This is a genomic window from Streptomyces coffeae, from assembly GCF_016741875.1.
GTDB lineage: Bacteria > Actinomycetota > Actinomycetes > Streptomycetales > Streptomycetaceae > Streptomyces > Streptomyces coffeae.
On record NZ_JAERRF010000019.1, the window covers coordinates 57,468 to 69,607 of the forward strand.

8 protein-coding genes are annotated in these 12,140 nt (G+C 69.9%); 6 read left to right on the plus strand and 2 right to left on the minus strand.

All coding sequences use genetic code 11. From position 1 onward, the window contains the following. The first annotated feature begins 366 nt into the window (after positions 1-366). From JK363_RS27870 to JK363_RS27880, 3 genes are all read left to right on the plus strand, one after another. Positions 367-2,466: an IucA/IucC family protein gene (locus JK363_RS27870; protein ID WP_236076157.1), complete on the plus strand. Its 2,100-nt coding sequence runs from the start codon at positions 367-369 to the stop codon at positions 2,464-2,466. 152 nt (positions 2,467-2,618) lie between these two features. Continuing rightward, the gene (locus JK363_RS27875) at positions 2,619-3,317 is read left to right on the plus strand and encodes a GNAT family N-acetyltransferase (RefSeq protein WP_201878434.1); all 699 of its coding nucleotides are present in this window, start codon (positions 2,619-2,621) and stop codon (positions 3,315-3,317) included. A gap of 234 nt (positions 3,318-3,551) precedes the next feature. Beyond that, entirely contained in the window at positions 3,552-5,552 is a 2,001-nt protein-coding gene (locus JK363_RS27880) for an ATP-dependent DNA helicase (protein WP_201878436.1), read from the plus strand. Positions 5,553-5,651: 99 nt separating this feature from the next. Here JK363_RS27880 and lexA read toward each other — a convergent pair whose 3' ends face one another. Further along, on the minus strand, positions 5,652-6,452 hold the full coding sequence (lexA, locus tag JK363_RS27885) for a transcriptional repressor LexA (protein ID WP_201878438.1): 801 nt from the start codon (positions 6,450-6,452) through the stop codon (positions 5,652-5,654). A gap of 433 nt (positions 6,453-6,885) precedes the next feature. On the opposite strand from lexA, the gene nrdR reads away from it, so the two are divergent. The 3 genes from nrdR to JK363_RS27900 all read left to right on the plus strand — a co-directional run bounded on the left by nrdR (position 6,886) and on the right by JK363_RS27900 (position 11,334). Beyond that, the gene (gene nrdR / locus JK363_RS27890) at positions 6,886-7,407 is read left to right on the plus strand and encodes a transcriptional regulator NrdR (RefSeq protein WP_201878440.1); all 522 of its coding nucleotides are present in this window, start codon (positions 6,886-6,888) and stop codon (positions 7,405-7,407) included. A gap of 114 nt (positions 7,408-7,521) precedes the next feature. Continuing rightward, on the plus strand, positions 7,522-10,386 hold the full coding sequence (locus JK363_RS27895) for a vitamin B12-dependent ribonucleotide reductase (RefSeq protein WP_201878448.1): 2,865 nt from the start codon (positions 7,522-7,524) through the stop codon (positions 10,384-10,386). Positions 10,387-10,728: 342 nt separating this feature from the next. Next, entirely contained in the window at positions 10,729-11,334 is a 606-nt protein-coding gene (locus JK363_RS27900; RefSeq protein ID WP_201878450.1) for a YdbC family protein, read from the plus strand. A 111-nt stretch (positions 11,335-11,445) separates the two neighbouring features. On the opposite strand, the gene JK363_RS27905 is transcribed toward JK363_RS27900, so the two are convergent. Next, positions 11,446-12,117, minus strand: coding sequence for a TetR/AcrR family transcriptional regulator (locus JK363_RS27905; protein ID WP_201878452.1), 672 nt, complete (start codon positions 12,115-12,117; stop codon positions 11,446-11,448). Positions 12,118-12,140 lie beyond the last annotated feature (23 nt).

Here is a 12,140-nt window from a genome sequence, read left to right on the forward strand (position 1 = left end):
GACCGACGTGACGCCCGCGCCGAACCCACCATGCCGCACTCCCCCGGGCGAGCTCCCCTTTCTCCTCAGCCGGAACCAGAGGCCGGTGCCATGACCGACCGCAGCGCCCCGGACGGCCACCCCGCTCAGCCCGTCCCACCGGTGCGGCCGTCAACACTGGGGTCGGCACCCCCACCGTCCCCCGGTGGCGCGCCCGGAGAAGGACCGTCCTCAGGGCGACTTCCCTCCGGCGGACCGACCTCCGGAGGACCGGCCGTCGGGGGGCCGAGCACGGGGGGACCGGCCGTGGTGGTGCCTCCGGTGGTTCTGCCGTCCGCCGTCGCGAGAGCGGCGGGGGAGGGCCCTGCGGCTCCCTCCACGCCACAGATGCCCACACCTCCCGCGCCATCCGGGACACCGCCCACCGTGGTGCCGCTCGCGACCTCTGTGGTGCCTCCCGCAGCCGGGTCACCACCCCCTGCGGACCCGCAGGTGGTCGCGACGACCCTGCCGCGTCAGGACCGGAGCATCCCGGACCCGAGTGCTCAAGCCCGGAGCGCCCAGGACCCAACGGCCTGGGTCCCGGGTGCCCCGGCCCCCAGTGCCCCGTCCTCCAGCGCTTCCGCCCCGAGCGCCCTGGGCTGCGGTGGCCGGACCATGCCCGCTTCCGGCGGCCTCCCGGCAGCGGCCCCCGACCCCCTCGACGACCCTGACCCGCAGGTCGCGGCCGACACGGCGGGCGTCGAGAATCTGCTGCGCTGCTGGGTGCGTGAGAACCGCACCCCGCGCCCCGACAGCGACACACTCCGCATCCCGCTCGCCGCGAGCGGAACCGTCCTCCTCGTCCCCGTGCGGTACTGGTCACCCACCGGTTGGCACCGCTTCGGGCCGCCCGTGCTGGAGCACGGCCCCCATGACGCACCCTCCGTCGGCGCGGTCACCCTCGCTGCCTTGCTGACCCGCGAGGCGGCCTACGGCGCTCGCCGTGACGACCCCGACGCGGACGGCACCGAACTCGTCGGCCGGGTGGCGGATTCGGTGCGACGCACTGCCGCATTCCTCGCCCACCGTCGAGCCGTGCCCGCCGATCCCGGCGTGAGCACCCCCTTTCTCAGCGCTGAACAGTCCCTCGTTCTCGGTCACCCCCTTCATCCCACGCCGAAGAGCCGTGAGGGTCTCTCCGACACGGAATCGTCCCTCTGCTCACCGGAGTCGTATGGCTCCTTCCCCCTTCACTGGGTCGCCATCGATCGGTCCGTACTGGTCTGTGAGTCGGCCTGGACCGAGCGCGGCCGGACCGTGCCCGCCGAGCGGCTCGCCCTCTCACTCGCGGGCAGTGGTCTTCAACTGCCCGGCGGAACCGTGCCGCTGCCCCTCCACCCCTGGCAGGCCCGCGAGATCAGGCACCGCCCGGCCGTCGCCGCACTCTTCGACGCGGGTGTGCTGCACGACCTCGGCCCGTCCGGCGGTCACTGGAGCCCCACGTCCTCGGTCCGTACCGTGTACCGGCCCGGTGCACCCGCGATGCTCAAACTCTCTCTGGGTCTGCGGATCACCAACTCCCGTCGTGAGAATCTGCGTAAGGAGCTCCACCGCGGTGTTGAGGTCCACCGGCTGCTCCGCAGCGGACTGGCCGAGCAGTGGAGGGCAGCCTTCCCAGGGTTTCCCGGCTTCGACATCGTCCGGGACCCTGCCTGGCTCGCGGTCGATGGGCAGGACGGGGAACCGCTGACCGGCCTGGACGTTGTCATCCGGCACAACCCGTTCGGGCCGGGCGACGACGCGGTGTGCGTCGCGGGCCTCATCGCGCTCCGCCCCTGGCCGGGGCAGCCCGTGATGCGCTCCCGGCTCGCCCACCTCGTCGCCCGTCTCACCGCCCGAACCGGCCGCTCCGCAACGGCGGTCGCCGCCGAGTGGTTCCTGCGCTATCTGCACACGGTCGTACGCCCCGTGCTGTGGCTGGACGGAGAGGCCGGTATCGCGCTGGAAGCCCATCAGCAGAACACCCTGGTGCTGCTCGACCCCGACGGCTGGCCCATCGGCGGCCGCTACCGGGACAACCAGGGCTACTACTTCCGCGCGTCCCGGCACGCCGAACTCCAGCGGCGGCTGCCCGGAATCGGCACCCGCAGCGACACCTTCGTATCTGATGAGATCACCGACGAACGGTTCGCCTACTACCTCGGGATCAACAACGTCCTCGGTCTGATCGGTGCGTTCGGGTCCCAGCGGCTCGTCGACGAGCGCGTCCTGCTGGCCGCCTTTCGTCGTTTCCTCACCGCCGCCGCGTCCGGCCCCGGCAGATCCCGCTCGCCGCTGCCCGCGCGGCTCCTCGACTCACCCATCCTCCGCTGCAAGGCCAATCTGCATACACGGCTGCACGGCCTGGATGAACTCGTGGGCCCGGTGGACACCCAGTCGGTCTACGTCACCATCGCCAACCCCCTTGCCACATCTGCTGCCACCGCTGCCATCCCTTCACCATGACGCCCCCGCCCCGTCAGCCCTCGCCGCCAACAGACCCCCTATCACCACGCGCCTACCGCGCTGTTCCACACCAACACCCCCGCACATCACGCTCCCCACGCCGTGCCGGAGAACCACCACGAGCCTGAGAACCATGAGAGGAGAGCGTCGCCGTGCCGCACACCGACTCCACCACGAGCTCCGAGACCGACGACACCATCGACCTGCGGTTGCGCCAGGAAGAGGACGCCGCGCACCTCAGTGACGAGCACCTCGACGCGGCGGAGACCGACAGCCGGCCGGACCTGCTCGACCAGATCGCCGAATGGGGCCCCACCAGCACCTCAGCAGGCGCGTTCCAACTGGTCCCGGTTCGTATCGGGCGTGATCTCCGGCTGATCGCCCAATGGATGAACGACCCGGCCGTCGCGGCCTTCTGGGAGCTGGACGGTCCTGACGAGGCCACCGCGAGCCACTTGGGCGGCCAGCTCGACGGTGACGGCAGGAGCGTGCCCTGCCTTGGCGTCCTGGACGGAGTGCCCATGAGCTACTGGGAGCTGTACCGCGCCGATCTCGACCCGCTCGCCCGGTACTACCCGGCTCGGCCGCATGACACCGGTATCCATCTCCTCATCGGCCGGGTCAGTGACCGCGGTCAGGGTCTGGGCACCACGCTGCTGCGCGCCGCCGCCGATCTTGTCCTTGACCATCGCCCGTCCTGCGCCCGGGTCGTGGCCGAGCCGGATCTGCGCAACACCCCCTCCATCGCCGCCTTTCTCGGCGCGGGCTTCCGCTTCTCCGCCGAAGTCGAACTCCCCAGCAAGCGCGCGGCTCTGATGCTCCGCGACCGCGCACTACGCCACCTTCTGTGATCCGTCCTCTGATCCGTCATCCGTGATCCGCCTTCACCGTGTCGCCCTCCACCATTCGCGTACCGCTCGCTTCGTAGCCCTCTGTGATGAACCGGCTCCGCTGCGCATCTCTGCTTCTGATACACCGCTCACGTCGATCCGGTTCCCCTTCGGCGAGAAGCACGTCCGGATCTGTCGGTCAGCCGGTGGACTGAGGAGAGCGATGTCGGTGCCGCGCCGTAGGCTGGCAGCCCTATGACTGAATCGTCCTCGCCTCCCCTCGCCGATCTGCTCCACGCCGCCGTCACCGCCGTCGGCGGCACCGAACGCCCTGGCCAGACCGCCATGGCCGAAGCCGTGGCGGAGGCGATCGACGACAGCTCCCATCTGCTGGTGCAGGCGGGCACCGGCACCGGTAAGTCCCTCGGCTATCTGGTCCCCGCGCTGGCCCAGGGCGAGCGCGTGGTGGTCGCCACGGCGACCCTCGCCCTCCAGCGCCAGCTCGTCGAGCGCGATCTGCCCCGTACCGTGGAGGCGCTGCATCCGCTGCTGCGCCGACGCCCCGAGTTCGCCATGCTCAAGGGCCGTTCCAACTACCTGTGCCTGCACCGTCTCCACGAGGGCGTGCCGCAGGAGGACGCCGACGAAGCCGGGCTGTTCGACCCCTTCGAGGCCGCGGCGCCCACCAGCAAACTGGGCAAGGACCTGCTGCGACTGCGCGACTGGGCCGATGAGACCGAGACCGGCGACCGCGACGACCTCACCCCCGGCGTCTCCGACCGTGCCTGGTCCCAGGTGTCCGTGACCTCCCGGGAGTGCCTCGGCGCGTCCAAGTGCGCATACGGCGCGGAGTGCTTCGCCGAGGCCGCCCGTGAGCGGGCCAAGCTGGCCGAGGTCGTCGTCACCAACCACGCCCTGCTCGCCATCGACGCCATCGAGGGCGCCCCCGTGCTGCCCGGCCATGAGGTGCTGATCGTCGACGAGGCGCATGAACTGGTCTCCCGCGTCACCGGTGTCGCCACCGGCGAGCTCACCCCGGGCCAGGTCAACCGCGCGGTGCGGCGCGCCGCCAAGCTGGTCAACGAGAAGGCGGCGGACGCCCTTCAGACCGCTGCCGAGACCTTCGAGCGGCTCATGGAGCTGGCCCTGCCCGGCCGTCTCGAGGTGATCCCCGAGGACCTTGGCTACGCGCTGATGGCGCTGCGCGACGCGTCTCGCACGGTCATCTCGGCGCTCGGCGCCACACGGGATTCCTCCGTCCAGGACGAGGACGCCGTGCGGAAGCAGGCTCTCGGCTCGGTGGAGAACATCCTCCAGGTGGCCGAGCGGATCGTGGAGGGCTCCGAGTACGACGTCGTCTGGTACGAGCGCCATGACCGCTTCGGTGCCTCGCTGCGCGTCGCCCCGCTCTCCGTCTCCGGGCTGCTCCGCGAGAAGCTCTTCGAGGACCGTTCGGTGATCCTCACCTCCGCCACCCTCAAGCTGGGCGGGGACTTCAACGGTGTGGCCGCTTCCCTCGGCCTCAACCCCGACAGCCCGCAGGACCCCGAGGGTGACGGCGACAGCGCCCCGCGCTGGCAGGGCCTCGACGTCGGCTCGCCCTTCGACTACTCGAAGCAGGGGATCCTCTACGTCGCCAAGCATCTGGCGCAGCCCGGCCGCGAGGGCAGCCGCTCCGACATGCTCGATGAACTCACCGAACTGGTCGAGGCCGCCGGCGGCCGCACCCTCGGGCTGTTCTCGTCGATGCGGGCCGCGCAGGCGGCTGCGGAGGAGCTGCGGGGCCGCCTTGACGTGCCCGTTCTGCTGCAGGGCGAGGAGACCCTCGGCGAGCTGATCCGTGCCTTCGCCGCTGATGCCAGGACCTGCCTGTTCGGCACGCTCTCCCTCTGGCAGGGCGTCGATGTGCCGGGGCCGAGTTGTCAGTTGGTGGTCATGGACCGGGTGCCCTTCCCCCGTCCGGACGACCCCCTGATGAGCGCCCGCCAGAAGGCGGTGGAGGAGGCCGGAGGCAATGGCTTCATGGCCGTCGCCGCGACCCATGCCGCCCTGCTGATGGCGCAGGGTGCGGGGCGGCTGGTCCGGGCGTCCGGAGACCGGGGCATCGTCGCCGTCCTGGATCCCCGTGTCGAGCGGGCGCGCTATGGCTCATTCCTGCGGAAGTCCATGCCGGACTTCTGGTACACCACCGACCGCAATCAGGTGCGCCGCTCGCTGGCCGCCATCGATGCCGCGGCCAAGGCCGACGGGGCATAGCCAGGGCCTGGCCCGGAGTACAGCTGGGCCCCGGAACCGGCGCAGTGGTCCCGGGGCCCGGTCGTTGGGCACGCTAAGGGCGCACCTCGGTCCGTCGCGTCAGACGCGCCGCAGCACCGCGACCACCTTGCCCAGGATGGTCGCCTCGTCGCCCGGGATCGGCTGGTAGGCGGCGTTGTGCGGGAGGAGCCAGACATGGCCGTCCTCGCGCTTGAAGCGCTTCACTGTGGCCTCGCCGTCGAGCATCGCGGCGACGATGTCCCCGTTCTCCGCGACGGGCTGACGCCGCACCGTCACCCAGTCGCCGTCGCAGATGGCGGCCTCGATCATGGAGTCACCGACCACCTTGAGCACGAACAGCTCACCGTCGCCGACCAGCTGCCGGGGGAGCGGGAAGACGTCCTCGACCGACTCCTCGGCGAGGATCGGGCCACCGGCCGCGATCCGGCCGACCAGCGGCACATAGGACGCGGCGGGCTTGCCGGTGGTGTCCGTCGGCTGGGTGCTGGGCTGGTCGGAGCCACGGACCTCGTAGGCACGGGGCCGGTGGGGGTCCCGCCGCAGAAAGCCCTTGCGCTCCAGAGCCATCAGTTGGTGGGCCACGGACGAGGTGCTGGAGAGCCCCACCGCCTGACCGATCTCCCGCATGGACGGCGGGTAGCCGCGGCGCTGCACAGAGTCGCGAATGACCTCGATGACGCGGCGCTGCCGGTCGGTCAGCCCCGAACTGTCCGCCCGGATGCCTGGAGGTCGTCCGGGTAGGGCGCGCGCGGGCTTCTGGCCCTCGGAGTTCGTGGCGTCGTTCATGGAGTGGGTCTGGTTCATCGCGTGCGTCTGTTCGAGCCTGCTCTGGGAGCGCTCCTGGGCAGTGATGGTGCTGCTCTCTGCGGTGGTGGTCACGACGGCCCCTCTCGAGATGTTCTCCCTAGCTGGACAACGGTAGTTGCTTTCGAAAGGTTGCGCCAAACACACGTTCGAGTGAAATTTCGTAGATCGGCTGACGTGATCACGGGGTTAGGTGTATAGGCCGGATTGTGGCGGCCCCTTCCGGGTGGTCTCCAGTCTCCCACTCCGACCCCCGTGAATCCGTGACCCAGGGGGCTCGCGTAGTCTCGTGCCTGCTCCCGGCCCGTGACACGCCACCCGGTCCGGTTGAGTGCCAGACACCAGATCTAGTGGTTTGATGGATGTCAGCCACCTACAGGTTGTGGTCCCTGGTGATTCATCGCCAAGGTTTTCGCCTATGCTTGTGGCCGCTTCACCGGGTCTTCGCGACCCGGTCGAGGCTATGCAGCTATGCGCCGTTCATAAGGGTGAGGGAGGGTACGGAGTCATGCACTGCCCCTTCTGCAGGCACCCCGACAGTCGCGTGGTGGACAGCCGGACCACGGACGACGGCTGTTCGATCCGCAGGCGCCGCCAGTGCCCCGACTGCTCGCGTCGCTTCACCACCGTGGAGACCGCGTCGCTGATGGTGATCAAGCGGAGTGGGGTCACCGAGCCCTTCAGCCGCGACAAGGTCATCTCGGGGGTGCGCAAGGCATGCCAGGGCCGTCCGGTCACCGAGGACGCCCTCGCCAAACTCGGTCAGCAGGTGGAGGAAGCCGTACGCGCCACCGGCAGCGCCGAGCTGTCCACTCATGACGTGGGGCTCGCCATACTCGGCCCGCTCCAGGAGCTCGACCTCGTCGCCTACCTCCGCTTCGCCTCCGTCTACCGCGCCTTCGACTCGCTCGAGGACTTCGAGGCCGCGGTCGCGGAGCTGCGTGACCAGCAACGGCCTCCCGCGCACGACCGCGGGTCCGGTGCCGACGGGGCCGCGGAGGCCCCCGCGCCGGCCATCGCCGCCGACTGACCGGCGGCCCATACGTACCCGGGGCGCGGTGCGCACCCGGGTGGAAGACAGACACACCGTGCCTCGGGAAGAAATGGGCACATCAGGGCGTTTTCGCCCGTACAGGGAGGCGGAATGACAGAGACGGCGAGCGGCCCGGCACGAGGCTCCCGCTCCAAGGGAAGCAAGGCGAACAAGGGTCTGCGTATCGAGCGCATCCACACCACTCCGGGCGTGCATCCGTACGACGAGGTGGTCTGGGAGCGTCGTGACGTCGTCATGACCAACTGGCGCGACGGTTCGGTCAACTTCGAGCAGCGCGGCGTCGAGTTCCCCGACTCCTGGTCGGTGAACGCGGTCAACATCGTCACAAGCAAGTACTTCCGTGGCGCGGTGGGTTCCCCGGACCGCGAGGCGAGCCTGAAGCAGCTCATCGACCGCGTGGTGCGAACCTACCGCGCGGCCGGTGAGGAGCATGGCTACTTCGCCTCGCCCGCCGACGCCGAGATCTTCGACCATGAGCTGACGTACGCCCTGCTGCACCAGGTCTTCAGCTTCAACTCGCCGGTGTGGTTCAACGTCGGCACCAAGCAGCCGCAGCAGGTCAGCGCCTGCTTCATCCTCTCTGTGGACGACTCCATGGAGTCGATCCTGGACTGGTACAAGGAAGAGGGGATGATCTTCAAGGGCGGCTCCGGCGCCGGCCTGAACCTCTCCCGTATCCGCTCCTCCAAGGAACTCCTCTCCTCCGGAGGCAACGCTTCCGGCCCTGTCTCGTTCATGCGCGGTGCCGACGCCTCCGCCGGAACGATCAAGTCCGGTGGCGCCACCCGCCGCGCCGCCAAGATGGTCGTCCTCGACGTCGACCACCCCGACGTCGAAGCCTTCATCGAGACCAAGGTGAAGGAGGAGGAGAAGATCCGCGCCCTGCGCGACGCGGGCTTCGACATGGACCTGGGCGGCGACGACATCACGTCCGTCCAGTACCAGAACGCCAACAACTCCGTCCGCGTGAACGACACGTTCATGAAGGCCGTGGAGTCGGGCTCGGCCTTCGGTCTGCGCTCCCGGCTGACCGGCGAGGCCATCGAGGAGGTCGACGCCAAGTCCCTCTTCCGCAAGATGGCGGAGGCGGCCTGGGCCTGCGCCGACCCGGGCATCCAGTACGACGACACCATCAACCACTGGCACACCTCGCCGGAGTCGGGCCGGATCACCGCCTCCAACCCGTGCAGCGAGTACATGCACCTGGACAACTCCTCGTGCAATCTCGCCTCGCTCAATCTGATGAAGTTCCTGCTGGACGACGACGCGGGCAACCAGCGCTTCGACGCCGAGCGCTTCGCCAAGGTCGTCGAGCTGGTCATCACGGCGATGGACATCTCCATCTGCTTCGCGGACTTCCCGACCGAGAAGATCGGTGAGACCACCCGCGCCTTCCGCCAGCTGGGCATCGGCTACGCCAACCTGGGCGCCCTCCTGATGGCCACCGGCCATGCCTACGACAGCGACGGCGGCCGGGCCCTGGCCGGAGCCATCACCTCCCTGATGACCGGCACGTCGTACAAGCGCTCCGCCGAGCTGGCGGCCGTCGTCGGCCCGTACGACGGCTACGCCCGCAACGCGGACGCCCACAAGCGCGTCATGAAGCAGCACGCGGACGCCAACGCCGTCGCCAAGCGCATGGACGACCTGGACACCCCGGTCTGGGCCGCGGCCACCGAGGCATGGCAGGACGTCATCCGCCTCGGGGAGAAGAGCGGCTTCCGCAACGCCCAGGCGTCGGTGCTCGCGCCGACCGGCACCATCGGCCTGATGATGGACTGCGACACCACGGGCGTCGAGCCGGACCTGGCCCTGGTCAAGTTCAAGAAGCTGGTCGGCGGCGGCTCGATGCAGATCGTGAACAACACGGTCCCCAAGGCGCTCAAGCGGCTCGGCTACCAGCCCGAGCAGGTCGAGGCGATCGTCGCCCACATCGCCGAGCACGGCAATGTGATCGACGCGCCGGGGCTGAAGCCCGAGCACTACGAGGTCTTCGACTGCGCCATGGGTGAGCGCTCCATCTCGCCGATGGGCCATGTGCGGATGATGGCCGCCGCTCAGCCGTTCCTCTCCGGCGCCATCTCCAAGACGGTCAACATGCCGGAGGCGGCCACCGTCGAGGAGATCGAGGAGATCTACTTCGAGGGCTGGAAGCTGGGCCTGAAGGCGCTCGCGATCTACCGCGACAACTGCAAGGTCGGCCAGCCGCTCTCCGCCAAGAAGAAGGAGCAGAAGGCTGCCGAGCAGGCCCAGCCCGAAGCTGAGAAGGTCATCGAGTACCGCCCGGTCCGCAGGCGTCTCCCCAAGGGCCGTCCTGGCATCACCACCTCCTTCACGGTGGGCGGCGCCGAGGGCTACATGACCGCGAACTCCTACCCTGACGACGGGCTGGGCGAGGTCTTCCTGAAGATGTCCAAGCAGGGTTCGACCCTCGCGGGCATGATGGACGCCTTCTCGATCGCTGTCTCGGTCGGCCTCCAGTACGGCGTGCCGCTGGAGACCTACGTCTCGAAGTTCACCAACATGCGCTTCGAGCCGGCGGGCATGACGGACGACCCGGACGTGCGGATGGCGCAGTCGATCGTCGACTACATCTTCCGCCGTCTGGCGCTGGACTTCCTGCCGTTCGAGACCCGCTCGGCACTCGGCATCCACTCCGCCGAGGAGCGCCAGCGGCATCTGGAGACGGGCTCGTACGAGTCGTCCGAGGACGAGGTGGACGTCGAGGGGCTGGCCCAGTCGGCGCCGCGCCAGGTGGACGCGCCGGCAGCCAACACCACGCCCCGCGCGGTGTCCCCGGCTCCGAAGGAGGCGCACAGCTCGACCGAGCTGGTCGAGATGCAGCTCGGGCTGAACGCCGACGCGCCGCTGTGCTTCTCCTGCGGCACCAAGATGCGCCGGGCAGGCAGCTGCTACCTGTGCGAGGGCTGCGGATCGACGAGCGGGTGCAGCTGATGCGGGACGCCATCCGGAGGTGATCTTCCCGGTCATCTCCTGGTGACCTGATGTGACATGAGGGCGGTGGAGCCGTGATGCGGCTCCACCGCCCTCGGTCTGTGCGGTCCCGCTGCTTCCGTTCTCCGGTCGTCGCCGGTGTGAGTGGCAAGCGCTTGCGGTGGTCCGTCAAGCCTGAGGGCCTTCCTTCTCCGCCGATGGGGGCACCGCCCGGTGGCTGATGTTCGGGGGCGCAGTGGTGGTGCAAGGGGCTCGCGCCGCGCTCAAGGTCGTGAACCGACGCTGCCTGCGCGGTGCTTGGCCATGTGATGCGGGCCACCGGCGGGGCCGTAGGATAGCGCGGTGCTGGTCAAGTGGATTCGCTGCACCGTGGTGGACCGCCCGGGTTTCGAGCGGGGGCAGCGGAAGTGGGCGGGGTTGCCCGGCGAACCGGGTTTCCGGGGGCAGGGCGGTGGCTGGAGCCGGGGGCGTCCAGATGTGGCGCATATCTTCGCGTTCTGGGAGAGCCGGGCGTTCTACGACTCCTTCATGGCGCGGTCCCACGACCGGCTGGCGGCCGCGCAGTCGGGAACCTACAAGGATATGCAGGTCCGGCTGTTCGAGCACCGTTTCGATGTGAAGGTCGGCTTCGAACCGCGGTTCACCGACGTGGACGTGGTGAGGGTCGCGCACTGCCGGGTGCACGCGGAGCGGGTGGAGCACTTCACGCTGGTGCAGGAGAAGGTGTGGAATCCGGCGATGGCCGGGTCGCCCGGGATGCTGCGCGGGCTGTTCGGCGAGGCGCCCGGGAACGAGTTCCTGGTGCTGTCGATGTGGGACTCCGCGGCCGAGCACGGGAAGTACCGGGCCGAGCGGGTGGAGCGGCTCGGTCTGCGTGCGCAGATCGAGGCGGACGTGGCGGCTATCGCGGGTGACGTGGTGGGCGTCGAATCGGCCTGGACGGTCTGACCGCCGGGGGCGTGCGTCGGTTTCGGCCGGAACGCCCGGCCCCGACCCGACACCGGCTCGGACCGGACAACCGACGCCCGACCCTGCCCGTGACTCGACGCCCGGCTCAGGTCAGTCGGCCGGCTCCGGTGATGCGGCCGGGAGATACGCCCCGGCCCGGACGGCTGCGGCGACGGCTGCCGCCGTCTGGTCGGCGAGCGGCGCGTCGAGGGGTTCGCGGGTGACCACCGCCCGGAAGAACAGCGGGGCGGACACGGCCCGTACGACCGCCCCCGCGTCAGTGCCGGGCGGGGCCTCACCGCGTTCGACCGCCCGCCGGACGACGGTCTCGCAGCGGGTGAACCGCTCCGCGTAGAAGCCGCGCAGCGCCTCGGCCGTGCGCTCGGACTGGAACGCGGCCGCGATGAAAGCGGTGGGACCGGCGGCGGCCGACGCGTCGCCGAAGGTGTCGGTGACCTCACGGGCCAGAGCGCGCAGATCGCCGTCGAGGCTTCCGGTGTCGGGGGGCGTCCAGGTGTCCTCGCCCGCGAGGTCGAGCGCGTCCGTCACCAGCCCCTCGACGCCGCCCCAGCGCCGGTAGAGCGTCGTCTTGTGGATGCCGGAGCGCTCGGCGACGTACTCCACGGTCAGCCCGGGGTAGCCGTGCTCGGCGAGGCCGGTCAGCACGGCGTCGCGGACGGCGTCGCGGGTGCGGGCGGTGCGCCCGCCGGGTCGGACGGTGCCCGGTGCGGCGGTGGGATCTTCTGCGGCGTCTTCTGCGGACAACTGCAACTCCTGCTGCATTAGCTGGTTTGCCGTGTCATGCT

Coding starts and splice junctions, on each gene's coding strand:
- JK363_RS27870 (WP_236076157.1), top strand. CDS start 367: ATGCCCACACCTCCCGCGCCATCCGGGACACCGCCCACCGTGGTGCCG.
- JK363_RS27880 (WP_201878436.1), top strand. CDS start 3,552: ATGACTGAATCGTCCTCGCCTCCCCTCGCCGATCTGCTCCACGCCGCC.
- nrdR (WP_201878440.1), top strand. CDS start 6,886: ATGCACTGCCCCTTCTGCAGGCACCCCGACAGTCGCGTGGTGGACAGC.
- JK363_RS27895 (WP_201878448.1), top strand. CDS start 7,522: ATGACAGAGACGGCGAGCGGCCCGGCACGAGGCTCCCGCTCCAAGGGA.
- JK363_RS27905 (WP_201878452.1), bottom strand. CDS start 12,117: ATGCAGCAGGAGTTGCAGTTGTCCGCAGAAGACGCCGCAGAAGATCCC.